The sequence below is a fragment of the Kitasatospora sp. NPDC002227 genome, assembly GCF_040296285.1.
Classification (GTDB): Bacteria; Actinomycetota; Actinomycetes; order Streptomycetales; family Streptomycetaceae; genus Kitasatospora.
Map to the genome: position 1 here is coordinate 55,145 of NZ_JBEOWY010000003.1, position 24,710 is coordinate 79,854.

Consider the following 24,710-nt stretch of genomic DNA (forward strand, 5'->3'; position numbering starts at 1 on the left):
GCTTCGATGGACCCCACGCCCGCTGACTACCTCCTTGAAGGCGACAACTCGATGTACGCCACCGCGAGCGGCCTGGTGGTGCCGGTCGTCACCCGGGCCGGCACGGAGCCGGGTGACACCGGCCAGTCCGCCGGCGCCACCCGGATCTCGGGGATCAGCATCCAGCACACCCCGGCCACCAGACTCTGGTTCGGCAAGGTCCGCAACGAGGCCGGCTACCGCTCGGTGCCGCACCACCACGGCGAGGCGGAGACCGGCGGGTACGTGCTCTCCGGGCGCGGCCGGATCTACTTCGGCCTGGAGTTCGAGGACTACATCGACATGGCGGAGGGCGACTGGGTCTTCGTGCCGCCGTTCATGCCGCACGTCGAGTGCAACCTCGACCGCGACAACCCGCTGACCTGGATGACCACCCGCACCCCGGAGAACATCGTGGTCAACCTCCCCGAAGTCCCCGACGCGGACCTGCGCGACTGGCTGGAGCGCCCCTGATGGCCGACACCACCTCGGAGACCTTCACCACCGCCGTCACGCTGACCCCCGCCACGGCCGAGCACTTCGACCTGGCGTTCACCGCCGTCACCCAGCCCTGCCCCTGGCCGAAGGCCTACGGCGGCGACCTGGTCGCCCAGGCGGCCGCCGCCGCGATGCGCTCGGTCGAGGACGGCAAGACGCTGCACTCCATGCACTCCTACTTCATGCGCCCGGCCGAGATCGGCAAGGAGGTGCGCTACGAGGTGGAACTGCTGCGCGACGGCCGGGGGTACACGACCCGGCAGGTACGCGGCTACCAGAACGGCAAGGCGCTCTACGTCTGCCTGGCCAACTTCGCGGCCGGCGAGCCCGGCGACAGCCACCACGCGACCGCCCCCGAGCTGCCGGGGCCGGACGAACTCCCCTCCTCCGCCGAGTACTTGGCCGGCCGCTCCGGCGGGACGATGACGCCGGGCTCGAAGGCGTACTGGTCCGGCGGGCGCAGCTTCGACATGCGGCACGTGCCGGGGCCGGTCTACCTGGGCGTCGAGGGCGCGCGGGTGCCGCACCAGGCGCTCTGGGTCAAGCCCTTCGACGCGCTGCGGCCGGTGGAGGGGCTCACCGACGCGCAGCGGGACGCGGCGGCGCTCGCGTACGTCTGCGACTACACGATCCTGGAGCCGGTGCTGCGGGTGCTCGGCCTGCACTGGGCGCAGGAGGGGCTGGTCACGGCCAGTCTCGACCATGCGATGTGGTTCCACCGGGCCCTGCCGCCGGGTGCGGCGGACGGCTGGCTGCTCTACGCCCAGCAGGCCGACGCGGCCGGGGGCGGGCGCGGCCTGGGCTCCGGGCGGTTCTTCGCCCCGGACGGCACGCACCTGGCCACCGTGGCACAGGAGGGCATGATCAGAGTGGCGGGCCGGCCATGAACCGGCCGGCGTCGGCGCACACCGACACCTTCGCCCGTGACCACCTGCCGCCGGCCGAGCAGTGGCCGGCCATCGAGTTCACCACCGAGCTGCTGCAGTACCCCGAACGCCTCAACGCGGCCGTGGAGTTGATCGACCGCCCGACGGCGGAGCTCGGGCCCGGCCGGCCCGCGCTGCGCACCCCGGGCGGCGAGGTCTGGACGTACGGCGAGCTGAAGCTCCGCTCGGACCAGGTCGCCCAGGTGCTCACCGAGGACTTCGGCCTGGTGCCGGGCAACCGGGTGCTGCTGCGCTCCCCCAACAACCCCTGGGCCGTGGCCGCCTGGCTGGGCGTGCTGAAGGCCGGCGGCATCGTGGTCTCCACCATGGCCGCCCTGCGCTCCCGCGAGCTGGCCCCGATCGTGGCGAAGACCAGGCCGGCCCTGGCGCTCGCCGACCACCGGTACCTGGACGAGGTGGCCGCCCTGCCCGGGCTGACCGTGGTGGCCCACGGGGGCGACGGGGAAGGTGACTTGAGCCGTCTGGCCGCGGCGAAGTCCGGGCGGTTCACGGCCGTCGACACCGCCGCGGAGGACGTCGCGCTGTTCGGGCCCACCTCGGGCACCACCGGCGTCCCGAAGATCACCGTGCACTTCCACCGCGACCTCCTGTCCATCGACAACACCTTCGGACGCAGCACCCTGCGGCTGCGCCAGGACGACCTGGTCGCCTGCACCGCGCCGTTCGCGTTCACCTTCGGCCTGGGCATGCTGGTGGTCTTCACCCTGCGGGCGGGTGCCTGCGCCTTCCTGACCGAGGCCACCACCCCGGTGCAGCTGGCCGGCCTGGTCGCCGAGCACGGTGTCACGGTGCTGGCCACCGCACCGACGGCCTACCAGCAGATCGTCAAGTCCGGTGCGGTGCAGCAGCTTTCGGGCCTCCGCCGGGCGGTCAGCGCCGGGGAGCACATCCCGCAGGCGCTGTGGGAGAGGCTGCGCACGGAGCTCGGCATCGAGGTGATCGACGGGATCGGCGCCACCGAGCTGCTGCACATCTTCATCTCGGCCGCCGATGCGGAGATCCGCCCCGGCTCGACCGGGCGGCCCGTGCCCGGCTACCGCGCCACCGTGCTGGACCTGTACGGCGAGGAGGTGCCGCCCGGCGTGCCGGGCCGGCTCGGCGTGATCGGCCCGGTCGGCTGCCGCTACCTGGACGACGACCGGCAGGCCGACTACGTGGTGAACGGCTGGAACGTCACCGGGGACACCTTCCTGCGCGACGAGGACGGCTACTTCTGGTTCCAGGCCCGCAGTGACGACATGATCGTCTCCTCCGGCTACAACATCGCCGGGCCCGAGGTCGAGGCCGCCGTGGTCACCCACCCGGACGTGGCCGAGACGGCGGTGGTGGCCGCCCCCGACGCCGAACGGGGCTCGGTGGTCTGCGCGTTCGTGGTGCTGCGGGAGGGCGTGGTCGGCGACGCGGCGAAGGCCAAGGAGATCCAGGACCACGTCAAGCAGCTGATCGCGCCCTACAAGTACCCGCGCCAGGTGCGCTTCACCGACGCGCTGCCGCGCAACCCCAGCGGCAAGCTCCAGCACTTCAAGCTCCGCCGGCTCGTGGCGGACCGGACGGAGGGCCAGGCATGAGGATCGCCATCGCCGGCGGCGGCCCGGGCGGCCTGTACTTCGCCGCCCTGATGAAGCAGCTCGACCCGGCGCACGAAGTCACCGTCTGGGAGCGCAACGCGCCGGACGACACCTTCGGCTTCGGGGTGGTCTTCTCCGACGAGACACTGAGCGGGATCGACAACGCCGACGAAGTCGTGCACGCCGCGATGGAGAGCCGGTTCGCCCGCTGGACCGATATCGACATCGACTTCGACGGGCACCGGTTCACGGTGGGCGGCCAGGGTTTCGCGGCGATGAGCCGGCACGACCTCCTTGCCATCCTGCAGCGGCGGGCCGCCGAGCTCGGCGTCACCGTCCACTACCGCGCGCCGGTGCCCGAGGTGGACGAACTGCGCACCTCGTACGACCTGGTGGTGGCCGCCGACGGGCTCAACTCGACCATCCGCACCAAGTACGCCGACGTCTTCGCGCCCGCGCTCGACCGGCGCGGTAACAAGTACATCTGGCTCGGCACCGATCTGGTCTTCGAGGCGTTCCAGTTCTTCGTCAAGCAGACGGAGTGGGGCACCATGCAGATCCACGGCTACCCGTACTCGGCCACCGGCTCGACCTTCATCGTGGAGATGCACGAGGAGGTCTGGCGGCGGGCCGGCTTCGACCGGACCGAGGAGCAGGAGCTCCCGCCGGGCGCCAGTGACGAGTACGCCGTCGAGCGGATCCGGGAGATCTTCGCCGCCCAATTGCGCGGCCACCGGGTGCTCACCAACAACTCGAAGTGGCTGAACTTCACCACGGTGCGCAACGAGCGCTGGTACGACGGCAATCTGGTGCTGCTCGGCGACGCCGCCCACACCGCGCACTTCTCGATCGGCTCCGGCACCAAGCTGGCCATGGAGGACGCCCTCGCGCTGGCCGCCTGCCTGCACGAACACCCTTCGGTCGCCGGGGCGTTGGCGGCCTACCAGGCCGAGCGCAAGCCGGTGGTCGAGTCCACCCAGCGGGCCGCGCAGGCCTCGCTGGAGTGGTTCGAGAACATCGGCATGTACGCGGGCCAGGCACCGGCCGAGTTCGCGTTCAACCTGCTGACCCGCTCGCGCCGGATCACCTTCGAGAACCTCCAGGACCGGGACGCGTCCTTCGCCGCGCTGATGGAGCGGGAGTTCGCCGCCCGGGAGGGGGCCGGCGGGCCGACCCCGGCGATGTTCCAGCCGGTGCGGATCGGCGAGCTGGAACTCAAGAACCGGGTGATCCTCTCCCCGATGGACATGTACTCCGCGGTGGAGGGCGTGCCCGGCGACTTCCACCTGGTGCACCTGGGCTCCAAGGCGCTCGGCGGCGCGGGCCTGGTGATGAGCGAGATGGTCTGCGTCTCGCCCGAGGGCCGGATCACCCCGGGCTGCCCGGGGCTGTGGACCGAGGAGCAGGGCACGGCCTGGCGCCGGGTCACCGAGTTCGTGCACGCCAACTCCACCGCCCGGATCGGCCTGCAGCTCGGCCACTCCGGCCGCAAGGGCTCGACCAGGCTGATGTGGGAGGGCATGGACCAGCCGCTGGAGAGCGGCAACTGGGAGGTGATCGGCCCGTCCGCGCTCCCGTACGGCCCCGGCTGCCAGGTGCCCCGGGAGGCCACCCGGGCCGATCTCGACCAGGTGGTCGCCGACTTCACGGCCGCCGCCGAGCGCGGGGTTCGGGCCGGCTTCGACCTGATCGAGGTGCACGCCGCGCACGGGTACCTGCTCTCCTCCTTCCTCTCCCCCGTCGCCAACCGGCGCACCGACGAGTACGGCGGCTCGCCGGAGAACCGGCTGCGCTTCCCGCTGGAGGTCTTCGACGCCGTCCGGCGGGCCGTCCCGGCCTCGATCCCGGTGACCGTCCGCATCTCGGCCACCGACTGGGTGCCGGACGGAAACACCGAGGACGACGCGGTGGAGATCGCCCGGGCCTTCGTCGCACACGGCGCGGCCGCGATCGACGTCTCCTCCGGGCAGGTCACCAAGGACGAGAAGCCGGCCTACGGCCGCTCGTACCAGACCCCGTTCGCCGACAAGATCCGCCACAAGGTGGCCGGGCCGGCCGGGGTGAAGGTGATCGCGGTCGGCGCGATCTCCTCCTACGACGACGTCAACTCGATCCTGCTCGCCGGGCGGGCCGACCTGTGCGCACTCGGCCGCACCCACCTCTACAACCCGCAGTGGACCTTGCAGGCCGCCGCCGAGCAGGAGTACCGGGGCGCGGGCGCCGACTGGCCCGTGCAGTGGGAGGCCGGCCGCCGCAAGCCGCCGGCCTCGCGCACCGACCGGATCCCGCCGCGGCTGGAGCTGCTGCGCGAGGGGGCCGCCGGGCAGGTGCACCTGCGGTGGACGCCGGGCAGGGCGGCAGGGTGAGCGAGGACTTCAAGGGCCCGGTCGGGGTGCACCGGACGCGGATCGAGTGGATCGACACGGACGCGGCGGGGATCTACCACAACAGCGCGGTCGTCCGGTTCGTGGAGGCGGCCGAGGCCAGGCTGATGGCCGAGCGGGGCCTGACCGGGTACTTCCCGGTCGCGCCCCGGGTGCACTACTCGGTCGACTTCGAGGCGCCGCTCTTCTTCGGCCAGGAGGTCAGCACGTCCGTCGAGCTGACCCGGATCGGCACCTCCTCGATGACCTTCGCCTTCGAGGTCTGGGGCGAACCCTTCGAGGGGCGGGAGCGCCGCCGGGCCGCGCACGGCGGGTACGTCACCGTGCACATCGACCGGGCCCACCGCGAGGGTGCCGGGAGCCTGCCCTGGCCCCCGGAGTGGACCGCCGCGCTGCGCGGTCCGATGAGATCTTGAATGACCGGGTCGGCGATACTGAGCGGGATGAGCGAGACGACGAGCACCCGACCCCCGGCCACCGCCCGGTCCCGGACCCTGCTGGTGAGCTTCCTCGGCGCGGTGGTCCGGCCCATGGGCGACTGGATGCCGATCGCCGGGGCGGTCGAGCTGCTCGGCCGCTCGGGGCTGGACGCCGCGAGCGTGCGGACGGCGGTCTTCCGGCTCAAGAAGCGCGGCTGGCTGGAGTCGGAGAGCCGCTCCGGGCAGCGGGGCTACGCCCTCACCCCGGCCGCCCTGGAGGCGCTCGCCGCCGGTGACGAAGTCATCTGGCACGCCCGGCAGCCGGCCGACCTCGGTGACGGCTGGTGCCTGGTGAACTTCTCCGTGCCGGAGTCCGCGCGGGCGGTACGGCACCAGCTGACCGCCCACCTGAGCTCACTCGGCTTCGGTAACATCGGCTCGGCGGTGTGGATCGCGCCGGCCCGGATGCTCCCGGCCGCGCGGCGGGCCATAGCCGAGTTGGACCTCACCGAACAGTGCGCCGTCTTCGTCGGCGACTACGTCGGCGGCCAGCAGCTCACCACCACCGTCCGCAACGGCTGGGACCTCGGCGAGATCGACCGGCGCTACCGCGAGTTCATCACCGAGTACTCGGACGTCCCCACCACCGGCCTGGACGACGCCGACGCCTTCACCACCTACCTCGCCGTCATCGACCACTGGCGCAAACTCCCCTTCCGCGACCCCGGCCTCCCCCTCGAAGTCCTCACCGAAGACTGGACCGGCCCCACCGCCGTCCACCTCTTCGAACACCTGGTCGCCACCCTCGAACCCCCCGCCCTCACCCACGCCGCCACCTCCTGGCCGGCCTAACCCCCCGCCGTCGGCAGTGACTCACTGTGGAGCCAACTGAAGGTCCGGTCCGGCTCGAGATGGGCCTCGCCCCAGTGGATGGCGTGCACTCCGTGCGTCACGTCGGAGGTGTAGAAGACGGAGACCAAGGTCGTCTGCTGCCCGAGCTCCTCGAAGGCTTCGTGCAGTTCCTTGTACTCCTTGGTCGTCGTGAGCTCCTCGACCGGGAAGAGCGTGTCTGGCTCGGGCGAGTGTGCGGTGAGCATCCGACGCTTGCGCTGCGAGACGTCGGCTCGCAGCCTGGCCTTCCCGAGCGGGGTCGGCTTGTTCGCGTACCGGAACGGGAACAGCGCACGCCCCTGGAGAATGCTGTACGGCCGCCCACCGAGTACCCGGACACTGCCACCCAGACCCGTGACCGCCTCCGCGAACTCTTCGAGCACCGCCTGGGCAAGTGTCAGGCCGTAGGGCGAATGGTTGTCCAGGCGGGCGACGAGATGGCTGGCCCTGGCTCGCTCATGCGCATGGGCGAGCCGGTCGGGGACGGTCCGTACCAGTGCTCTCGCGTGCTCCCCGAACGTGCGTCTCGCCCAGTCGGACGGGCCATCGGCGCCCCGGACCGCTCCTTGCGACATGTAGCCCCCTGTCACCAGCCCACCGAGCTTCATGTGTCGCATGCGGACGGCCACCGCGCAAGAGGCGGATCCGGTCGGACTGTTCACGGGGGTACTTGATGCGTCTGAAGGCCCTCGACTACCGCCTCGCGGAACCCGCCCACCCGGTTGGCCCGGCTTTCGCCGGAGGCTCTCAGGGGTGTACTGCCGTCCGGATTTCTCCGGGAGACAGTGACTGATGGCGGCCTCCCGCCGCCGCTCTGATCTCGGAATCCTCCATCGGGTCGTCGCGCAGTTCGGCCAGGCGGCGGCGGACTTGCGGGGTGTCGGGGGCGGAGGCGATGCCGAGCAGGCGGGCGTCGGACTCGCAGTCCCAGAGGGATTCGGTGTACGCCTGTGGGAGGCCGCTGGGGTCTATGGCGGCCAGGGCCTTCAGGTATGCCGGGCGTTCGTAGGAGTGCGGGGTGCGGAGCCAGAAGCGGCGCAGCAGCGGTACGGCCTCGGCGGCCTGCGGGCCGAACCGGGCCAGCCCGGCGGCGAGTCGGCCTGGGCCGCACCAGTCCCGGGCGGCCCAGTGGGCAGCGAGCTGCCCGACCAGCACGGGCACGTCACGCGGCTCGCCGTGCGCGGCCAGCACCGTCGCTCCGGTCCAGGACAGCCACCGGTCGGGGGCGGTCACCCACTCCCGGGCGGCCGGGACGGCGAGGACGCCGAGCGAGTCGACCGCGCGCCCGAGCAGGGGCATCGGGCCCTCGGCTCTCAGCAGAGGCACCAGCGGGATCAGACCGGGCTCCGGCCCACGCGCGGCGAGAGCCCGCAGCGCCGCCACCTTCGCGGACCTGTCCGCCGCCGGATCGGCCAGCAGGGCCAGCAGCCGCCCGGAGGCCACGACCGGTTGCGGGGGCCTGGCACGGAGTACGGGCTCCGGTGCGGGGACCTGCCAGCGCACCCACGGCTCGGAACGCCACAGCGGCACCCGGTCCGCCGCGAGGCGGCGACGGGCTACACCGGCCAGGTCGTCCCACCACTCGACGGGCCAGCCGGCGGCCAGGCTCTGCAGGACGTCCACCCAGTGCTCGCCGTCGTGGACGTACGCCCGCAAGGCCTCGCGCGCCCCGGCCACCCCGCCCTTGGCGAGGGGCACCAACAGGCCCGCGGCCCGCTCGCACTCGTACTCGTCCCCCTGCAGCCGGGCGACGACCGGCTCCGGAGAGAGCTCCAAGTCCCTCATCAGCCGGGCCAGGTAGAGGTCCCGCTCGTCCACCCCGTCCCAGCGGCAGTCCCGGCTCACGCACTCCCGGACCAGCCGTCCGGCCGTCGGATCACCGGGCGCATCGATCGCCCCGAGACCGCGACCGCGTTGCAGCAGTCCTTCCAGGGTGCTGACCGGGGCGTACGCCCACTCTGCTTCATCACTCATCGCGGCGGCAGCATGACCGACTCCCCCGCTGCGCCGCCAGCCGTTTTCGCGGCGCTCAGGTCTCGCGCTGGGGGCGGTACTGCTCGGCGGACAGGCCGAAGGTCCAGGCGACGCCCGCGCGGGCGGTGCGGATGTTCGGGGGGACGCGGAGCCAGTAGGTGCGGGTGGTGCCGTCGGGCTCGGGGGTGGAGTTGAGGACTTCGACCATCACCACCGGCTCGTCGTCAGGGAGTTGGATCCGCCAGAGGGTGCCGGTCTCGTCACGGTGGACGGGTTCGGCGGCGGATTCGGTGAGGTAGCGGTCGTAGCCGTAGTGCTCCAGCATGACGCGGCGCAGCTCGGCGTTCTCCTCCGCGCGGATCCGCTCGGGGGTGAGCGCGCCGAGGGTGGCGAGGAAGTCCGCGGGCACCGGCATGCCGCGCCAGGCGTGCAGGGCGAAGCCGTCCGGGTAGGCGAGGGCGGGGCCGTCGGCGCGGTCCAGGCGGCCGGCTTCGTCGCGGTGCAGCTCGGTGGGGCGTTCGGTGAGCAGCGCGACGCGCTCGTACGGCCACCACCAGCCGGCGCTGCGGGCGAGTTCGGCCAGCGGGGCGAGCTGCTCGTCCAGCTCCCCGGCGGCGTCGAAGGCGGCCAGCCAGGGCGCGTCGTGCTGCCCGAGCACGGCGTCGAGCAGCGCCAGCCGGACGACGGAGACCGCTGCGGCCGACCGCTCGCGCAGCTCCGGCTCGGCGGACAAGTCATCTGCTCCGTGCAGCTGTTCGGCGGTGGCGCGCCGGATGCGGTCGGCCAGTTCCTGGGTCGAGGTCCAGAGCTCACCACCGGTCAGGGCCCAGAGCTCGGCCCAGCCGAGGCCGCCGAGCCGGGCGTGCGTACGGGCCCGGGCCTGCTCCCAGGGCCGGGTGCGGAGTGCGTCGCGGACGCTGCGGCCGGCCTGATGCTCGCCGAGCCGGGCCACGGTCCGCTCGAGCAGCGGCGCGACCCGCCCCCAGCTCGGGCAGCCGCGCAGCCGCTCCGCACCGCCGGCGAGGTGCACGGCGGCCAGCGCCCCCTGCAGCGGCGAGTCGAACCAGACCACCGCCTCCGGCTCGGCCAGGCCGGCCGCCCGGTAGGCGGCGCGGACGGCGCGCTCGGCCGTGGGCCGGTCGGCGGGGGTGGTGGCCACCGAGACCTGCCGCCAGTGGTTGGCCGTCTCGTCCGGGGCCCGGAGGTCGAGTTGCTGCGTCATGTCCTGTTTCCTCTCGCTCTGCTGGGGTGGCGGTGTCAGTCCGAGACGACCCGGACGGCGCCCGGGACGTACTCGCGCTGGCGCACCACCCGGTACCAGCCCTTGGGGAGCGGGATCGCGGCGTGCTCCTCGTGCACCACCCGCCCACCCTCCGTCAGCTGCAGCCAGGCGGTGGAGAACATCCCCGGCTCGCGCAGCAGCCGCCCCGGCCCGACCACCGCGTGCGCGTGCCCGGTCACCTCGCCGAGCGCGAGGACCAACCGGCCCCGCCCGTCCCGGGGTTGCTCGGTCAGCCCGTGCCCCGAGACCGGCGCGGCCTCCTCGGGCACCGGCACGATCAGCACATCTCCCTGGCGGTACACGGCATCCTCCTTCGCTGCGGGTGGCTCTCCACCGCTGAGCGGAAACCTAGGGCCGAGGTCCGACAACGTGGCGGGCAGCTGATAGGAATGGCCGTCACCGGGAGAGACTGGGAGGGCGTATGAGCGTCGAGGAGCATCTGCAGGAGTTCCACGGCCTGCCCGTGGCCGACTTCCCGAGCCCGCGGGAGGAGCGTCCGCTATCGGGAGCCGCCGAGGTGGCCTGGCGGCTGGCGGTGGACGAGGACCCGGCCCACCGCTTCAAATGGCCCACCGTGCTCCTGGAGACCTTCGAGCAGAAGTGGCGGCGGTTCCTGACGACCGTCGACGCCTCGCAGGTCCGCGCGGTGGTGGTCGGCCCGTGGTCGGGGGAGTTCCGCCGGGACGCCGGCGAGGTCGTCCGCCTGCTGGCCGACTCGGCTGCGGAGTTGCCGGGACTGCGGGCGGTCTTCCTCGGCGACCTGGTCCGTGAGGAGCGCGAGATCAGCTACATCGGGCCCTGCGACGCCACCCCGCTCGCCGCGGCCTACCCCCTGCTGGAGGAGCTCGGTGTGCGCGGCAGGCCGAGCTTCGGCCCGGTGGAGCACCAGGCGCTGCGCACTCTGCGCTTCGAGTCCGGCGGGCTGTCGCGCGAGGCCGTGACCGGGCTGCTGACCAGCGACCTCCCCGCGCTGGAGAGCCTGAACCTCTGGCTGGGCGTCGACGAGTACGGCGGCGACGTCACCGTCCCCGACCTGGCTCCGCTGCTCTCCGGGCAGCTCTTCCCGAAGCTCCGTCATCTGGGCCTGGAGGACAGCGAGCTGCAGGACGAGATCGCCGCCGCCGTGGCGAGCGCGCCGATGGTCGCCCGGCTGGAGAGCCTCAGCCTGGCGATGGGCACCCTGACCGACGACGGCGCCGCCGCCCTGCTCGACGGCCAGCCGCTGACCCACCTCAAGTCCCTCGACCTGCACCACCACTTCCTCACCGACCCGATGGTCGAACGAGTCCGCGCGGCGCTGCCCGGGGTAGCGGTGCGCCTGGACTGCCAACTGGAGGCGGAGGAGGACGACGGCGAGATCTGGCGCTACGTCGCCGTCTCCGAGTAGCGGCCCGCTGTCCGGATTGTCGGCCCGCACTGGTACACCAGTACTGTCCGTACCGCCGCCGCGGGCGGACCGACCACGAGGAGAGGCGCCATGGCGATCAGCGAGCATCTGACGGAGTTCCACCGGCTCCCCGTCTTCGACGTGTTCCCCGAGAGCCCGACGGAGGGCGAGGCCCGGAGCCTGCCCGCCGTCGACGCGGTGGCCTGGCGGGTGGGGCTGCACTACGACGCCAAGGGGACGTTCGCCGAGCGCTGGGCGGAGTTCCTGGAGCTGGTGGACGCCGAGCAGGTCCGCGCGGTGGTGATCGGCCCGTGGTTCACCGACGACTACGTCCCGCTGACCGAGTCGCTCGCCGCGATCGCGGCGAGCGCGGGCCGGCTGCCGAACCTGCGGGGGCTGTTCATCGGTGACGTGACGTACGAGCAGTGCGAGCTCTCCTGGCTGCAGATGTGCGACATCACGGCGGTGTTCGAGGCGTTCCCGCAGTTGGAGGAGCTGGTGGTGCGCGGCGCCTCCGGCGACTGGGACGGCGAGCAGAAGCTGGCGCTGAGCCCGGTGCGGCACGAGAAGCTGCGTGCGCTCCGCTTCGAGGCGGGCGGCCTGCCCTCCGAGGTGGTGCGGGCGGTCGGGGCCTCCGACTTCCCCGCGCTGGAGCGCCTCGAGCTCTGGCTCGGCACGGCCAACTACGGCGGCGACGCCACCGTGGCCGACCTCGCGCCGGTCCTGGACGGGGCCCGGCTGCCCGCGCTGCGCCACCTCGGCCTGGAGAACAGCGACTTGGAGGACGAGATCGCCGCCGCCGTGGCGGGCGCCCCGGTGGTGGCCCGGCTGGAGAGCCTCAGCCTGGCGATGGGCGTGCTCACCGACGAGGGGGCGGGCGCCCTGCTGGCCGGGCAGCCGCTCACCCACCTCAAGTCGCTCGACCTGCACCACCACTACCTCACCGACCCCGTGGCCGAGCGCGTCCGCGCGGCCCTGCCGGGCGTCACGATCGACCTGGCCGAGCGCGAGGACCCGAGCGACGACTGGCGCTACGTCGCCAACGGCGAGTAGCGGCCCGATGACCCACCTCACGGTGCTCGGAAACCCGGGCCACCGGCGGGTCGCCCTGTTCGCCGAGGCGGCCAGGGCGGCCGGGCTGCCCGAGCCCGTCGTACTGCCCTGGCTGGACGTGCTGCGCGGCGACGTCCGGCTGACGCCGGGCACGCTGGTGCGGATCGACTCGCCCGGCGAGGACGAAGCGGTCGACCGGCTGCTTCGCGGCCCGGCCCTGGGCGCGGGCTACGCGCCCACCCGGGTCGAGGGCGGCGCGGCCTGGTACCGGGGGGTGACGGGCGCGCTGGAGCGCCTCGCGGCGCAGGTCCGGGCCACGCCGGGCGCCGCACTGCTCGGCGATCCGGCCGAGATCGCCGTGATGTTCGACAAGCGCGCCACCCACCGGCTGCTCTCGTCCGCCGGGGTGCCGGTGCCCGCCGCGCTGGACCAGTCGGCGGGCCCGGTGATCGGCTGGCCGGACCTGCGCGAGCGGCTGTCCGCCGCCGGGCTGCCCCGGGTCTTCGTCAAGCCCGCGCACGGCTCCTCGGCCAGCGGCGTGCTCGCCCTGGAGTTCGGCCCGCACGGGCAGCTGCAGGCCACCACCTCGGTCGAGCTGGTCGGCGCCGAGCTGCACAACTCGCTGCGGGTGCGCCGCTACCGGACTGAGCGGGAGATCGCCGCGATCGTGGACCGGCTCGCGCCGGACGGGCTGGCGGTGGAGCGCTGGATCCCCAAGGCCTCGCAGGGCGGCCGGGCGGCCGACCTGCGGGTGGTGGTGATCGCGGGCCGGGCCACCCACGCCGTGGTGCGCACCAGCCGCAGCCCGATGACCAACCTGCACCTCGGCGGCGCCCGGGGTGACCTCGAGCTCGCCGCCGAGGCGGCGGGCGAGGCCTGGCCCGAGCTGCTCGACGTCTGCGAGCGGGCCGCCGCCTGCTTCCCCAACTCCCCGATGGTCGGCGTGGACCTGCTGCCGGCCACCGGCTGGCGCAGCTTCCACATCGGCGAGGTCAACGCCTTCGGCGACCTGCTGCCCCGGCTGACCGGCCTGCCCGGCGGGCCCGCCGAGGGCCTGGACACCTACCGGGCGCAGCTCGCCGCCCTTCCCACCTCCTGAGGACCTCCGCACCATGACGCACCACCACACCGCACCGCACGACATACCCGACATGAACGCCGTGGTCGGCAGCCACCACCTGCTCCTGCTCACCTTGGACACGCTGCGCTACGACGTGGCCCAGGAGCTGGCCGAGGCCGGCCGCATCCCGAACCTCGCGGCGCTCCTGCCCGGCGGCCGCTGGGAGCGCCGGCACACCCCCGGCAGCTTCACGTACGCCGCCCACCAGGCGATGCTGGCGGGCTTCCTGCCCACCCCGGCCGATCCGGACGGCCCGCACCCGCGTCTGTTCGCCGCCCGCTTCGCCGGCTCGGAGACCACCGAGCCGCGCACCTGGGTCTTCGACACGCCCGACCTCCCCTCCGCCCTGGCCGCCGCCGGGTACCGGACGGTCTGCATCGGCGGGGTCGGCTTCTTCAACAAGCAGGGCCCGCTCGGCTCGGTGCTGCCGGGGATGTTCCAGGAGAGCCACTGGGAGCCGGAGTTCGGGGTGCCCTCGCCGACCTCCTTCGAGGCCCAGGTCACCCGCGCGCAGGAGGTGGCCGCCGCGCACGCCGCCACGCAGCCGGTCTTCCTGCTGCTGAACGTCTCCGCCCTGCACCAGCCCAACTGGTTCCACCTGCCCGGGGCCACCCGCGAGGACGGCGACAGCCGGGCCAGCCACGCGGCCGCCCTGGAGTACGTGGACCGGCACATCCCCCGGCTGCTCGCCGCGATGAGCCAGCATCTGCCATGTTTTGCCATCATCTGCTCCGACCACGGCACGGCCTACGGCGATGACGGCTACACCGGCCACCGGATCGGCCACGAGGTGGTCTGGACGGTCCCGTACGCCCACGTCACCGTCCCGGCGGCCGCGGAGGCCACCCGATGACCGAGCTCCTGCCGCTCACCACGGCCGTCCCCGCCGCCGGCTCGCCGTACCAGTCGTACGTCTACGCCTACCCGCACAAGACCGCCTACCGCGCGCTCGAGCCGCGCCCGGCGCTCGGCGAGCTCTGGGCGGGCGAGCCGCAGCACGCCCTCTCGCTCTACCTGCACATCCCGTTCTGCGAAGTCCGCTGCGGCTTCTGCAACCTGTTCACCCGGATCGGCAGCCCCGAAGGCCTGACCACCGCCTACCTGGACGCGCTCGAACGCCAGGCCACCGCTGTCCGGGCGGCGCTGGACGGCGACGCCCGCTTCGCGCTGGCGGCCTTCGGCGGCGGCACGCCGACCTATCTGACGGCCGCTGAGCTGGAGCGGCTGTGCGACATCGCCGAGCAGCGCCTGGGCGCCGACCTGCGGGCCGTACCGCTCTCGGTGGAGGCCTCCCCCGACACCGCGACCGCCGACCGGCTGCGGGTGCTCGCCGAGCGCGGCACCACCCGCCTCAGCCTCGGCGTGCAGTCCTTCCTGGACGAGGAGGCCCGCTCGGCCGTCCGTCCGCAGAAGCGCGCCGCCGTCGAAGCCGCCCTCGGGCGGGTCCGCGAGGCCGGCTTCCCGGTGCTCAACATCGACCTGATCTACGGCATCGACGGCCAGACCGAGGCGAGTTGGCTGCGCTCGCTGGACGCGGCGCTGGCCTGGCAGCCGGAGGAGCTCTACCTCTACCCGCTGTACGTCCGCCCGCTCACCGGCCTGGCCCGGCGGGCCGCCGAGGCCACCCCGGCCGGGTGGGACGAGCAGCGCCTGCGGCTCTACCGGGCCGGGCGGGACCACCTGCTCGGGCAGGGGTACCAGCAGGTCTCGATGCGGATGTTCCGCCGGGCGGGCTCGCCGGAGGCCGGGAGCAGCGAGTACAGCTGCCAGACCGACGGCATGGTCGGGCTCGGCTGCGGCGCCCGCTCGTACACCTCCCGGCTGCACTACTCCTTCGACTACGCGGTGGACGCCCGAGAAGTCCGCACGATCATCGACGACTACGTGGCCACCACCGACTTCTCCCGGGCCCACCACGGCCGGGCGATGACGCCCGAGGAGGCCCGGCGGCGGCACCTGATCCAGTCCCTGCTGCAGGCGGAGGGGCTGGACCTGGCGGACTACCGGCGCCGCTTCGGCACCGAGGCGGTCGAGGACTTCGCCGCCGAACTGGTCCACCTGAACGGCCGACTGACCCGCAGCGAGGGCAGGTTGACCCTCACCCCGGAGGGCCTGGCGCACTCCGACGCGATCGGCCCCGCGCTGTTCTCCGCCGCCGTCCGGGCCGACATGGCCTCCTACCAGCTCCGGTGAGGCCGCGATGACCGTTCAGCACCTGGGCCTGCCCGGCTTCCACCCCCCGGCCGAGCGCGAGCCGCTCGACCTGACCTTCCTCTACCGGGGGCCGCTGGCCTCCTGCGACTACGACTGCCCGTACTGCCCGTTCGCCAAGCGGCGCGACACGCCGGAGCAACTGCGGGCCGACCGGGCGGCGTTGGCGCGGTTCGCCGACTGGGCAGCGGCGACGGGCGACACCGTCTCGGTGCTCTTCACACCCTGGGGCGAGGGGCTGGTCCGCTCCTGGTACCGCGAGACGATGGTGCGCCTCAGCCGGCTGCCGCACGTGCGGCGGGTGGCGATCCAGACCAACCTGAGCTGCCGCACCGACTGGCTGGCCGAGGCCGACCTCGACACCCTCGCACTGTGGGTCACCTACCACCCCGGGCAGGTCACGCGCGAACGGTTCCTGGCCAAGTGCCGTGAACTCACCGTGCTGGGCGTGCGGTTCAGCGTGGGCGTGGTCGGGCAGCCTGAGCACCTGGCCGAGGCCCGGCGGCTGCGCGCCGAGCTCCCGCCCGAGGTCTACCTCTGGATCAACGCCGCCGAGGGCCTCAGCTACACCGACGCCGAGGCCGCCGACTGGACGGCGCTCGACCCGCTCTTCGCCTACAGCCGGCACCCCCACCCCAGCGAGGGCCGCCCCTGCCGCACCGGCTCCACCGTGCTCTCGGTGGACGGCGACGGCACGGTCCGCCGCTGCCACTTCGTCAAGGCACCCCTCGGCAACCTCTACGACGGCTCCTTCCGCGCGGCGCTCGCCCCGCGCCCCTGCCCGCTCGGCGTGTGCGACTGCCACATCGGCTACGTCCACCTGGAGACCCTGCCGCTGTACGAGACCTTCGGCCAGGGCATCCTCGAACGCATCCCGCAGGGGTGGCGGGACGGCGACGCCGTAGGGGCGGACCGTCGGACGACGTGATGCCCTGACGGCCGTCGCCGGACGCCGGCGTCAGTCCGTCAACCAGACGTAGCCCGCGAAGCGGCCGGTGGTGTGGTCGCGGCGGTAGGAGAAGAAGTCCGGGTCCTCGATGGTGCAGCGGGCGTCCTGGCGGATGTCGCCGACGCCCGCGCGGGCGAGTTGGGCGGTGATGCCGGTGCGGACGTCGATGGCCGGGGTGCCCTGGCGGGTGGTGCCGAAGAGTTCGGGGAGGGCCGCGGCCGCCTCGGCCCGCATCTGCTCGGGCACTTCGTAGCAGCGCCCGCAGGCCATCGGCCCGACCAGCGCCACCATCCGGGCCGGATCCCCGCCGCGGGCGGCCATCGACTCGACCAGGGCGGGCACCACCCCGGCGACGGTGCCGACCCGGCCGGAGTGCGCCGCGCCGACCAGGCGGGCCACCGGGTCCGCGAGCAGCACCGGCCCGCAGTCGGCCACCAGCACCGCGAGCCCGAGCCCCGCCCGGTCGGTGACGATGCCGTCCAGCGCCGGCGGCTCCGCACCGAACGGCTCGGTGACGTACGCGATGTCCGGGCTGTGCACCTGCCGCATGTACACCACCCGCTCGGGCGCCAGCCCGAACTCCCGCGCCGTCAGCTCCCGGTTGCGCCGCACGGTCTCCGGATCGTCCCCGACCGCCCCACCGAGGTTGCGGGTGTCGTACGGGGCCGCACCGGCCCCGCCGTGCCGGGTGGTGACGGCGTAGCCGACGCCGGGGGCGAGTTCCATCGGGCTCCCAAGTCTGCGAGGTGCGGTGTCCGCCCCCAGCCTAGGGCCCGCGTCGGAGCGTGGTGGCCCGGTGCCGCCTCGGGGCGCCCCGGGCCGGGACGCTGGGCCGCCCTGCTGACAACACCCCCGCCCGCTGTGTCGCTCCGGCGGCGGGCCGGGCGGCCGGAGGAGAATCCGGTCCGCGAACCGGTCGAGACCGAGGGAGATGCCGTGAAGTGTGCCGAGCTGCTCGCCGATGCGTTCGGCCGGGTCCGGGAGGCCGTGCACGACGTGGTGGAGGGACTGGACGAGGAGCAGCTGGCGGCCAGGCTCGACCCCGAGGCGAACTCGATCGGCTGGCTGGTCTGGCACCTGACGCGGGTGCAGGACGACCACGTCGCCGATGCGGCCGGCATCGAGCAGGTCTGGACGGGCCAGGGCTGGTACGAGCGCTGGGGCCTGCCGTTCGCCGCCCGGGCCACCGGCTACGGCCACCGCCCGCGGGACGTCGCCGCGGTGCGGCCCGGCAGCCCGGCGCTGCTCACCGGCTACTACGACGCGGTGCACGAGCAGACCCTGGGCTTCGTCCAGGGCCTGTCCGGCAGCTCGCTGGACCGGATCGTGGACGAGAACTGGACACCCTCGGTCTCCCTCGGAGTCCGCCTGGTGAGCGTGCTCGCGGAGGACTTGCAGCACGTGGGCCAGGCCGCTTTCGTCCGGGGCGTGCTGCGTCGGGCCGGGTGAACCCGAATACCCCCATGGGTATGATGGCGGTTCCCCGCCGGACGGGAGCACCCGTCCACCCGACGACAGAAGGAGAGCCCGATGTGCCGACGCGTCGTGTGCCGCACCTGCGCCAAGGCCAGCTACGCCGGCTGCGGCCTGCACGTGGAGCAGGTGCTGGCCGGAGTGCCCAGGAAGGACCGCTGCAGCTGCGGCCCGGCCGAGCGGAACACCGGATTCAGCCTCCGCCGCCTGTTCGGCCGGGGCTGACCGCCCGGCCGGACCGCCCGCCCACCCCCCGGGGTGCGCGGGCCTTTTTCCGCCCCGATGGACACCCCCGGGGGTATTTGGCAGGCAGCGGGCCCCGTTGCTACGCTCAAATACCCAGGGGGGTATCAAGAGACCTGGAGCACCAGCATGGACTACGCCCTCACCACCCACCTCGACCTCCCGTTCGCCGAAGCCGTCGACCGCACCCGCGCCGCCCTGGCCGAGCAGGGCTTCGGCGTGCTCACCGAGATCGACGTCCGCCGGACCCTGCACACCAAGATCGGCGCCGAGCTGGAGGACTACCTGATCCTCGGCGCCTGCAACCCGCCGCTCGCGCACCGCGCGATCGAGGCGGACCGCCGGATCGGGCTGCTGCTGCCCTGCAACGTGGTGGTCCGGGCAGGTGAGGGGCACACCGTGGTGGAGGCGATCGACCCGCAGGTGATGGTGGGGATCAGCGAGGCGCCCGAGCTGGCCGCCGTCGCCGAGGAGGCCGCCCGGCTCCTGCGCGCCGCGCTCGCCACGCTCACCGAGGGAGCGGCGAAGTGACCACCCTGATATCCCGCCCCGCATCCGTAGCGACACCCGGGCTGCTCGGGCGGCTCGGCGACTGGTCCGTACGGCACCTCAGACTGGTCCTGGTGGGCTGGCTGGTGGTGGTCGCCGGGCTCGGCGCCTTCGCCCCGCAGGTCACCTCGGCGCTCTCGGGCGCCGGGTGGCAGGCCAACGGCTCCGACTCGGTCAAGGTCCGCACCCTGGCCGAGCAGCACTTCGGCGGCAACGCCTCCTCGGCGATCCAGATCGTCGTGACGGCCGACCGGCCGGTCACCGACCCGGCCGTCCAGGAGGTGATCGGCAAGGCCGAGCGGCTGGCCGCGGGCGACCCCCGGGTCGCCCAGGTGATCGGCCCGCAGCCCGGTGCCACGCTGAGCCGGGACGGCCGCACCGCCGTCCTGCTGGCGGGGGCCAAGGCCGACCCGGACGAGATGGTCCGGGCCGCCGACGGCCTCAAGGCGCCGCTGGCCGCGCTCTCCGGCGCGGGCGTCCAGGTCAGCGCCACCGGCGCCTCCGTGCTGTGGAGCGACTTCAACACCGCCAACCACGACGCGATGATGAAGTCCGAGATGCTCTCCTGGCCGGTCACGCTGGCCATCCTGGTGCTCGCCTTCGGCTCGCTGGTGGCCGCCGGACTGCCGCTGCTGCTCACCCTGGCCGGGCTGGCCGCCTCGGCCGGCTCGCTGGTGCTGATCAGCCATCTCTTCCCGGTCTCCGTCTGGGCGATGAACTTCGCCATGATGTTCGCGCTCGCCCTCGGCATCGACTACGCGCTCTTCGTCGTGGTCCGGTTCCGGGCCGCGCTCGCCAAGCACGGCGACCGCCGCCGGGCCGTCGCCGAGACCATGGACACGGCGGGCAAGGCCGTCCTGCTCTCCGGCGCCACCGTGCTGGTCAGCCTCTCGGCCGTCCTGCTCGTCCCCGCACCGGCATTCCGTTCGATGGCCGGGGGCATCATGCTCGCCGTCCTCTTCGTCCTGGCCGCCACGCTCACCCTGCTGCCCGCCGTACTCGGCAGGCTCGGCCACCGGGTCGACGCCCTCGCCCTGCCCTGGGCCCGCAAGGCCGAGCACCGCTCCCCGCGCTTCGCCGCCTGGGGCGAGCGGCTCTGGCGCCACCCCGTCCGGTACGGCGCGGCGGCCCTGGTGGCCCTGCTGGCCCTGGCCGCGCCGGTGCTCGGGCTGCGCACCGCGATGCCGTCCATCACCGTGCTGCCCGAGGACTCCAGCGCCCGCACCGGCTACGCCGCCGTCCAGCAGGCCTTCGGCGCCGGCACGCCCGGCATGCTGCAGATCCTCACGCCCAGCGGCAGCGCCGGGCAGGTGGCCGCCCAGGTCTCCGGTACGCCCGGCATCGCCGGAGTACTGCCCGCGCAGCCGGCGGCCGACGGCTCCGGCTGGTCGCTGGTCCAGGCCGTGCCGACCGTCGACCCCTCCGACCCGGCGCTCGGCCACACCGTGCACGCCCTGCGCGCGGCACTCCCGGCCGACACCCTGGTCGGCGGCGCGGCGGTGGAGAACCTCGACCTGCAGCAGCTGCTGACCGAGAAGACCCCGCTGGTGATCGGCGTGGTCATGGTGCTCGGCTTCCTGCTCCTGCTGCTCGCCCTGCGGGCGCCGCTGATCGCCGCGCTCGGCACCCTGGCCAGCCTGCTCTCCACCGGCGCCGCCTTCGGTACGGCCCGGCTGGTCTTCCAGGACGGCCACGGTTCGGGCCTGCTCGGCTTCCACCCGCAGGGGTTCCTGGACGGCTGGGCGCCGGTGTTCTTCTTCGCGATGATCTTCGCGATCGCGATGGACTACACCGTCTTCCTGCTCGCCTCCGCCAAGGAGCACTACGAGCGCACCGGCGACCCGCGCGAGGCGATGGTCGGCGCGCTGGCCCACTCCGGCCGGGTGGTCTTCGCGGCGGCCGCCGTGATGGTCGCGGTGTTCTTCACCTTCGCGCTCTCCGGCCCGCTGCCGCCCAAGGAGATGGGCATCGTGCTAGGCGTGGCGGTGCTGCTGGACGCGGCGCTGGTGCGGCTGGTGCTGCTGCCCGTCCTGCTCCGGCTGACCGGCCGGGCCGCCTGGCGGACTCCGAGGTGGCTGGACCGGGTGCTGCCCGTCATCCCGTTCTCGCACGGCTAGATTCCCCGCCCGGATACCCCTAGGGGTACGATGGACCACTTGGAGAGGAGCGTCATGAAGGTGGACGACGAGGCCGTCGGCGCGGTGCTGAACCGGCTCCGGCGAGCCCAGGGCCAGCTGGCCGGGGTGATCGCGATGATCGAGGCCGGGCGGGACTGCAAGGACGTGGTGACCCAGCTCGCCGCCGTGAGCCGGGCGCTGGACCGGGCCGGTTTCAAGATCGTGGCCAGCGGCATGCGCCAGTGCATGGCGGCGGCCGACGAGGACACCCCGCCGATGTCCGAGGCCGAGCTCGAGAAGCTCTTCCTCGCCCTGGCATAGCTCTGGACAGTACGGCGCCGGTGGGCCAGGCTTCGGGCTCATGACCGATCCCTCCCCCGCCGGCGCCGTCAGCCCCCGGCTGCTCGAGGCCAACCTCGCCACCGCCGAGGCCATCGCCGCGCTGCTGCGCGAACGCCCGCCGGCCGAGGCCCCGATACCCGGCCTCACCTGGACGGTGGGCGAGGCGGCGGCGCACCTGGTGCTGGCCAACCACCTGATGGCCGAGCTCGCCACCGGGCTGGACCGCCCGTACGGGGACGGCACCCCCGGCAGCATCGCCGCTGCCAACGAGGAGGGCCTGGCCCTCTACCAGGAGCGCCGCCCGGCCGTGCTCGCGCACGAGCTGCTGCGGCACACCCGCACCTTCGCCGAGGCCTGCGAGAGCCGGCCCGCCGACCAGCAGGTGCTCACCCCGATGGGCCCGATGGACCTGGGCACCCTGCAGTCGTACCTGCTCACCCACATGCTCGGCCACGGCTGGGACCTCGCTCGCGCGCTGCACCGGCCCCACATGGTGACCGCCGAGCGCGTCGAGCTCTCGATGCCCTTCCTGCTCACCGCTATGCCCCGGGTGGTCGACCCCGCCCGCGCGGCCCGCCTGCGGGCCGACTTCGCGCTCGGCCTGCGCGGCGGCCCCCGCTACGGCGTCAGCTTCGCCGACGGCGCGGTGACGGTGCACCAGCAGGCGCCCCGGCGGCCGGACTGCACCATCGTCTGCGAGCCGCTGACCTTCTTCCTGCTCGCCCTCGGCCGCCGCACCCCGCTCGGCGCGCTCGTCCCCGGCCGCACCTTCGCCTGGGGCCGCCGCCCCTGGCTCGCGCCGCGCTTCCCCACCTACTTCCGCGCGCCGTGACGCCCCGCGCCCTCGGAGCGTGGTGAGAATCGGACATGGCCACCGTCCGACTCCGCCGCGTCTACGACTCCCCCGACCCCGAGGACGGCACCAGGGTGCTGGTCGACCGCCTCTGGCCGCGCGGCCTGGCCAAGGCCGTGGCCCAGGTGGACGACTGGCCCAAGGAGCTCACTCCCTCGAACGAGCTGCGCCGCTGGTACCACACCCAGGAGGGCGAGTGGGACGAGTTCCGCCGCCGGTACGAGGCCGAACTGGCCGCCCCCGAGGCGGCGGAGGCGCTCGACCGCCTGCGGTCACTGGCGGCGGCCGGTCCGGTGACGCTGCTCACGGCGGTGAAGGAGCCCGACCACAGCCACGCCTCGATCCTGCGGGACGCCCTCGAGGCGTGAACTCAGCGGCTGTGGTCGATGACGTTGCCGTTGGCGCAGTTGTTGACGTGGTCGCCGACCCAGTCCCCCAGCACCGGCACCACGGCGGCCTCGGTCAGGCCTGGCCGTCCTGCCGGAGAGCGTCCCGACCGCTCAGGCCACCGCCCTGCCGCTGGCGGGGCTGACCGCGCTGCGCCTGCTCCGGCAGGCCGGCCCGCCGGCCGGACGGCGGGTGCTGCTGACCGGCGCCTCCGGCGGCGTCGGGCACTACGTCACCGAACTGGCCACCGCGGCGGGCGCCTTGGCGACCGCCGTCAGCGCCTCCACCGGACGTGGCAGCCGCTTGGCCGAGTTGGGCGCTACCGTGGTGCACTCGGCCGAGCAGGCGGACGGGCCGTTCGACCTCGTCCTGGAGTCCACCGGCGGCACACAACTACCGCTCGCACTGGCCAGGTTGGCCCCGCGCGGCCAGCTGATCTGGTTCGGCCAGGCCTCTCGGCAGCCCGTCACGCTGGACTTCTTCGACTTCTTCACCGGCCCGGTCGGCGCCACCGTACGGCACTTCAGCTACGCCGACACCGACGGGCCCGACGGGCCCGACCTGCGGACCCTGGTCCGCCTCACCGCCGAGGGGCGGCTGCACCCGGAGCTCGGCCTGGTCGAGGACTGGAGCCGCACCCCGGAAGTCATCACCGACCTGCGCGAACGCCGCCTGCGCGGCAACGCCGTCCTGAGCATCGCCTGAACACCCCTGCCACGAGGAGCTGTTGAGCAATGACCACCGACCCCCGCACCGTCGTCGTCCGCTACGTCAACGCCGTCGCCGAGGGCGACCTGCCCACCGTGCTCGCCAGCTTCGCCGAGGACGCGGTGTGGAGCTACCCCGGCGACCTGCCGCTGAGCCGCGACTGGACCGGCCGGGACGCGATCGTCGGCGAGTTCCTCGGCGGCGCCGGGCAGCTCTTCGCCCCGGACGGCGCGCCGCAGGTGACCCTCACCCACGTGATCGTCGAGGGCGGGACGGTCGTCGCCGAGTGGACGGCCGTCGGCACCGCAGCGACCGGCCGCCGCTACGACAACCGCTGCCTGGGCGTCTTCACCGTCCGGGACGGCCTGATCACCTCGGTGCGCGAGTACACCGACACCCTGCACGCGGCGCGGGCGCTGTTCGGCACGGGCTGAGGCGTGTCCTGGCGCCGTTCGACTTGCCTTTGCGACACCGCCCGGCGCGCTTCGGCCGATTGTCGGTGGGCTGTGCCAGCCTGAGTCTGCGTCAGTACCCCGACGAAGGAGCAGCGCTCATGGTCACCTCCGCCTACCAGCACGGCTCGCCGAGCTGGATCGACCTCGGCAGCCCGGACGTGCCGGCCGCCTCGGCCTTCTACACGGCCGTCTTCGGCTGGGAGTTCCTCTCGGCCGGGCCCGAGGCCGGTGGCTACGGCATGTTCCAGCTGGACGGAAAGACGGTCGCGGCGATCGGGCGGCTCGACGAGGGCGCCACCTCGGCCTGGACGGTGTACTTCCAGACCCGGGACGCGGACGCCACCGCCAAGGCTGTCGAGCAGGCCGGCGGCACCGTCCGCGTGCCCCCGTTCGACGTGATGGACGCCGGGCGGATGGCGCCGCTGACCGACCCGACCGGCGGCGAGTTCGCCGTCTGGCAGGCGGGCCGCACCGTCGGGCTGGACGTGGTCGGCGAGCCGAACACCTTCTGCTGGGCCGAGCTGCACTCCCCCGACACCAAGGCCGCGCTCGCCTTCTACCAGACCCTGTTCGGCTGGCGGGCGGCCGACTCCGGCGTCCCGGGCGTCGAGTACACCGTGCTCTCCACCTCCGAGGGCGAGCGCCCGGAGGCCGACTTCGGCGGCCTGGCCGCCATGCACGAAGGCCTGAACCTCGGCTGGCTGGTCACCTTCGCCGCCGCGGACGTGGACGCCGTCGCCGCCGCGACCACCGCGAACGGCGGCTCGGTGCTCATGCCACCGGACGACGTCCCGACCGTCGGCCGGATCGGCATCTTCACCGACCCGTTCGGCGCCCAGTTCTCGGTGATCCAGCCCCTCCCGCGAGGCTGATCAGCTCTGG

26 protein-coding genes and 1 pseudogene are annotated in these 24,710 nt (G+C 73.5%); 22 read left to right on the forward strand and 5 right to left on the reverse strand.

Annotation, left to right across the window (positions count from 1 at the left end; all coding sequences use genetic code 11):
- Positions 1-6 precede the first annotated feature (6 nt).
- The 6 genes from ABT095_RS03870 to ABT095_RS03895 are packed head-to-tail and all read left to right on the forward strand — an operon-like array spanning position 7 to position 6,686.
- Positions 7-492, forward strand: coding sequence for a cupin domain-containing protein (locus ABT095_RS03870; protein ID WP_350527655.1), 486 nt, complete (start codon positions 7-9; stop codon positions 490-492).
- Entirely contained in the window at positions 492-1,403 is a 912-nt protein-coding gene (locus ABT095_RS03875; protein ID WP_350527656.1) for an acyl-CoA thioesterase, read from the forward strand. The genes ABT095_RS03870 and ABT095_RS03875 overlap by 1 nt, the downstream gene beginning before the upstream one ends.
- Positions 1,400-3,031: an AMP-binding protein gene (locus ABT095_RS03880; RefSeq protein WP_350527657.1), complete on the forward strand. Its 1,632-nt coding sequence runs from the start codon at positions 1,400-1,402 to the stop codon at positions 3,029-3,031. Before ABT095_RS03875 ends, ABT095_RS03880 begins: the two co-directional genes overlap by 4 nt.
- Positions 3,028-5,397, forward strand: coding sequence for a bifunctional salicylyl-CoA 5-hydroxylase/oxidoreductase (locus tag ABT095_RS03885; RefSeq protein ID WP_350527658.1), 2,370 nt, complete (start codon positions 3,028-3,030; stop codon positions 5,395-5,397). The genes ABT095_RS03880 and ABT095_RS03885 overlap by 4 nt, the downstream gene beginning before the upstream one ends.
- Positions 5,370-5,831 carry an acyl-CoA thioesterase gene (locus tag ABT095_RS03890; protein WP_350527659.1) on the forward strand — a complete coding sequence of 154 codons (462 nt, stop codon included), beginning with the start codon at positions 5,370-5,372 and terminating at the stop codon, positions 5,829-5,831. The genes ABT095_RS03885 and ABT095_RS03890 overlap by 28 nt, the downstream gene beginning before the upstream one ends.
- Before the next feature lie 27 nt (positions 5,832-5,858).
- Positions 5,859-6,686 carry a PaaX family transcriptional regulator gene (locus ABT095_RS03895; protein ID WP_350527660.1) on the forward strand — a complete coding sequence of 276 codons (828 nt, stop codon included), beginning with the start codon at positions 5,859-5,861 and terminating at the stop codon, positions 6,684-6,686.
- Here the strand turns inward: ABT095_RS03895 and ABT095_RS03900 are convergent.
- From ABT095_RS03900 to ABT095_RS03915, 4 genes are all read right to left on the reverse strand, one after another.
- Entirely contained in the window at positions 6,683-7,342 is a 660-nt protein-coding gene (locus ABT095_RS03900; RefSeq protein WP_350527661.1) for a hypothetical protein, read from the reverse strand. The two genes, ABT095_RS03895 and ABT095_RS03900, sit on opposite strands and share 4 nt — an antisense overlap.
- A 130-nt stretch (positions 7,343-7,472) precedes the next feature.
- Complete coding sequence (locus ABT095_RS03905) at positions 7,473-8,699, reverse strand: hypothetical protein (RefSeq protein ID WP_350527662.1); 1,227 nt, start codon at positions 8,697-8,699, stop codon at positions 7,473-7,475.
- A 55-nt stretch (positions 8,700-8,754) separates the two neighbouring features.
- Entirely contained in the window at positions 8,755-9,921 is a 1,167-nt protein-coding gene (locus ABT095_RS03910; RefSeq protein ID WP_350527663.1) for a DUF6745 domain-containing protein, read from the reverse strand.
- Between the two features lie 35 nt (positions 9,922-9,956).
- Positions 9,957-10,283, reverse strand: coding sequence for a DUF8820 family protein (locus ABT095_RS03915; protein ID WP_350527664.1), 327 nt, complete (start codon positions 10,281-10,283; stop codon positions 9,957-9,959).
- Positions 10,284-10,402: 119 nt separating this feature from the next.
- On the opposite strand from ABT095_RS03915, the gene ABT095_RS03920 reads away from it, so the two are divergent.
- The 6 genes from ABT095_RS03920 (at position 10,403) to ABT095_RS03945 (ending at position 16,680) form a co-directional block, all read left to right on the forward strand.
- Positions 10,403-11,368 carry an STM4015 family protein gene (locus ABT095_RS03920; RefSeq protein WP_350527665.1) on the forward strand — a complete coding sequence of 322 codons (966 nt, stop codon included), beginning with the start codon at positions 10,403-10,405 and terminating at the stop codon, positions 11,366-11,368.
- 90 nt (positions 11,369-11,458) lie between these two features.
- A complete protein-coding gene (locus ABT095_RS03925) occupies positions 11,459-12,421 on the forward strand; it encodes an STM4015 family protein (RefSeq protein ID WP_350527666.1) in 963 nt (320 codons plus the stop codon).
- Positions 12,422-12,428: 7 nt separating this feature from the next.
- Positions 12,429-13,520, forward strand: a complete 1,092-nt coding sequence (locus tag ABT095_RS03930; protein ID WP_350527667.1) for an STM4014 family protein — start codon at positions 12,429-12,431, stop codon at positions 13,518-13,520.
- Between the two features lie 52 nt (positions 13,521-13,572).
- On the forward strand, positions 13,573-14,394 hold the full coding sequence (locus ABT095_RS03935; RefSeq protein WP_350527858.1) for an STM4013/SEN3800 family hydrolase: 822 nt from the start codon (positions 13,573-13,575) through the stop codon (positions 14,392-14,394).
- Complete coding sequence (locus ABT095_RS03940) at positions 14,391-15,734, forward strand: STM4012 family radical SAM protein (RefSeq protein ID WP_350527668.1); 1,344 nt, start codon at positions 14,391-14,393, stop codon at positions 15,732-15,734. The genes ABT095_RS03935 and ABT095_RS03940 overlap by 4 nt, the downstream gene beginning before the upstream one ends.
- A gap of 7 nt (positions 15,735-15,741) precedes the next feature.
- Positions 15,742-16,680: an STM4011 family radical SAM protein gene (locus tag ABT095_RS03945; RefSeq protein WP_350527669.1), complete on the forward strand. Its 939-nt coding sequence runs from the start codon at positions 15,742-15,744 to the stop codon at positions 16,678-16,680.
- 30 nt (positions 16,681-16,710) lie between these two features.
- On the opposite strand, the gene pgeF is transcribed toward ABT095_RS03945, so the two are convergent.
- The gene (gene pgeF / locus ABT095_RS03950) at positions 16,711-17,427 is read right to left on the reverse strand and encodes a peptidoglycan editing factor PgeF (protein WP_350527670.1); all 717 of its coding nucleotides are present in this window, start codon (positions 17,425-17,427) and stop codon (positions 16,711-16,713) included.
- Between the two features lie 210 nt (positions 17,428-17,637).
- Here pgeF and ABT095_RS03955 point away from each other — a divergent pair, with 210 nt between their 5' ends.
- The 10 genes and pseudogenes from ABT095_RS03955 (at position 17,638) to ABT095_RS04000 (ending at position 24,700) form a co-directional block, all read left to right on the forward strand.
- On the forward strand, positions 17,638-18,150 hold the full coding sequence (locus tag ABT095_RS03955) for a mycothiol transferase (protein ID WP_350527671.1): 513 nt from the start codon (positions 17,638-17,640) through the stop codon (positions 18,148-18,150).
- A gap of 81 nt (positions 18,151-18,231) precedes the next feature.
- Positions 18,232-18,399, forward strand: a complete 168-nt coding sequence (locus tag ABT095_RS03960) for a DUF8730 family Cys-rich protein (protein ID WP_350527672.1) — start codon at positions 18,232-18,234, stop codon at positions 18,397-18,399.
- A 147-nt stretch (positions 18,400-18,546) separates the two neighbouring features.
- Positions 18,547-18,948 (forward strand): DUF302 domain-containing protein, encoded by a 402-nt coding sequence (locus ABT095_RS03965; protein ID WP_350527673.1) that lies wholly within the window; start codon positions 18,547-18,549, stop codon positions 18,946-18,948.
- Positions 18,945-21,083 (forward strand): MMPL family transporter, encoded by a 2,139-nt coding sequence (locus tag ABT095_RS03970; protein ID WP_350527674.1) that lies wholly within the window; start codon positions 18,945-18,947, stop codon positions 21,081-21,083. The genes ABT095_RS03965 and ABT095_RS03970 overlap by 4 nt, the downstream gene beginning before the upstream one ends.
- Positions 21,084-21,137: 54 nt before the next feature.
- Positions 21,138-21,404, forward strand: coding sequence for a metal-sensitive transcriptional regulator (locus tag ABT095_RS03975; protein ID WP_350527859.1), 267 nt, complete (start codon positions 21,138-21,140; stop codon positions 21,402-21,404).
- 40 nt (positions 21,405-21,444) lie between these two features.
- The gene (locus ABT095_RS03980; RefSeq protein ID WP_350527675.1) at positions 21,445-22,257 is read left to right on the forward strand and encodes a maleylpyruvate isomerase family mycothiol-dependent enzyme; all 813 of its coding nucleotides are present in this window, start codon (positions 21,445-21,447) and stop codon (positions 22,255-22,257) included.
- Between the two features lie 35 nt (positions 22,258-22,292).
- A complete protein-coding gene (locus ABT095_RS03985) occupies positions 22,293-22,646 on the forward strand; it encodes a DUF488 domain-containing protein (RefSeq protein WP_350527676.1) in 354 nt (117 codons plus the stop codon).
- Between the two features lie 88 nt (positions 22,647-22,734).
- A pseudogene (locus ABT095_RS03990) lies at positions 22,735-23,370 on the forward strand (zinc-binding dehydrogenase); the annotation flags it as partial.
- A gap of 29 nt (positions 23,371-23,399) precedes the next feature.
- Positions 23,400-23,807, forward strand: coding sequence for a nuclear transport factor 2 family protein (locus tag ABT095_RS03995; RefSeq protein WP_350527677.1), 408 nt, complete (start codon positions 23,400-23,402; stop codon positions 23,805-23,807).
- 119 nt (positions 23,808-23,926) lie between these two features.
- On the forward strand, positions 23,927-24,700 hold the full coding sequence (locus ABT095_RS04000; RefSeq protein WP_350527678.1) for a VOC family protein: 774 nt from the start codon (positions 23,927-23,929) through the stop codon (positions 24,698-24,700).
- The last annotated feature ends 10 nt before the right edge of the window (positions 24,701-24,710 follow it).

Excerpts from the sequence above, each read along its gene's own strand:
- ABT095_RS03870 (WP_350527655.1), top strand. The coding sequence starts at position 7 with ATGGACCCCACGCCCGCTGACTACCTCCTTGAAGGCGACAACTCGATG.
- ABT095_RS03875 (WP_350527656.1), top strand. The coding sequence starts at position 492 with ATGGCCGACACCACCTCGGAGACCTTCACCACCGCCGTCACGCTGACC.
- ABT095_RS03880 (WP_350527657.1), top strand. The coding sequence starts at position 1,400 with ATGAACCGGCCGGCGTCGGCGCACACCGACACCTTCGCCCGTGACCAC.
- ABT095_RS03885 (WP_350527658.1), top strand. The coding sequence starts at position 3,028 with ATGAGGATCGCCATCGCCGGCGGCGGCCCGGGCGGCCTGTACTTCGCC.
- ABT095_RS03895 (WP_350527660.1), top strand. The coding sequence starts at position 5,859 with ATGAGCGAGACGACGAGCACCCGACCCCCGGCCACCGCCCGGTCCCGG.
- ABT095_RS03900 (WP_350527661.1), bottom strand. The coding sequence starts at position 7,342 with ATGCGACACATGAAGCTCGGTGGGCTGGTGACAGGGGGCTACATGTCG.
- ABT095_RS03905 (WP_350527662.1), bottom strand. The coding sequence starts at position 8,699 with ATGAGTGATGAAGCAGAGTGGGCGTACGCCCCGGTCAGCACCCTGGAA.
- ABT095_RS03910 (WP_350527663.1), bottom strand. The coding sequence starts at position 9,921 with ATGACGCAGCAACTCGACCTCCGGGCCCCGGACGAGACGGCCAACCAC.
- ABT095_RS03920 (WP_350527665.1), top strand. The coding sequence starts at position 10,403 with ATGAGCGTCGAGGAGCATCTGCAGGAGTTCCACGGCCTGCCCGTGGCC.
- ABT095_RS03925 (WP_350527666.1), top strand. The coding sequence starts at position 11,459 with ATGGCGATCAGCGAGCATCTGACGGAGTTCCACCGGCTCCCCGTCTTC.
- ABT095_RS03930 (WP_350527667.1), top strand. The coding sequence starts at position 12,429 with ATGACCCACCTCACGGTGCTCGGAAACCCGGGCCACCGGCGGGTCGCC.
- ABT095_RS03935 (WP_350527858.1), top strand. The coding sequence starts at position 13,573 with ATGAACGCCGTGGTCGGCAGCCACCACCTGCTCCTGCTCACCTTGGAC.
- ABT095_RS03940 (WP_350527668.1), top strand. The coding sequence starts at position 14,391 with ATGACCGAGCTCCTGCCGCTCACCACGGCCGTCCCCGCCGCCGGCTCG.
- ABT095_RS03945 (WP_350527669.1), top strand. The coding sequence starts at position 15,742 with ATGACCGTTCAGCACCTGGGCCTGCCCGGCTTCCACCCCCCGGCCGAG.
- pgeF (WP_350527670.1), bottom strand. The coding sequence starts at position 17,427 with ATGGAACTCGCCCCCGGCGTCGGCTACGCCGTCACCACCCGGCACGGC.
- ABT095_RS03960 (WP_350527672.1), top strand. The coding sequence starts at position 18,232 with ATGTGCCGACGCGTCGTGTGCCGCACCTGCGCCAAGGCCAGCTACGCC.
- ABT095_RS03965 (WP_350527673.1), top strand. The coding sequence starts at position 18,547 with ATGGACTACGCCCTCACCACCCACCTCGACCTCCCGTTCGCCGAAGCC.
- ABT095_RS03975 (WP_350527859.1), top strand. The coding sequence starts at position 21,138 with ATGAAGGTGGACGACGAGGCCGTCGGCGCGGTGCTGAACCGGCTCCGG.
- ABT095_RS03980 (WP_350527675.1), top strand. The coding sequence starts at position 21,445 with ATGACCGATCCCTCCCCCGCCGGCGCCGTCAGCCCCCGGCTGCTCGAG.
- ABT095_RS03985 (WP_350527676.1), top strand. The coding sequence starts at position 22,293 with ATGGCCACCGTCCGACTCCGCCGCGTCTACGACTCCCCCGACCCCGAG.
- ABT095_RS03995 (WP_350527677.1), top strand. The coding sequence starts at position 23,400 with ATGACCACCGACCCCCGCACCGTCGTCGTCCGCTACGTCAACGCCGTC.
- ABT095_RS04000 (WP_350527678.1), top strand. The coding sequence starts at position 23,927 with ATGGTCACCTCCGCCTACCAGCACGGCTCGCCGAGCTGGATCGACCTC.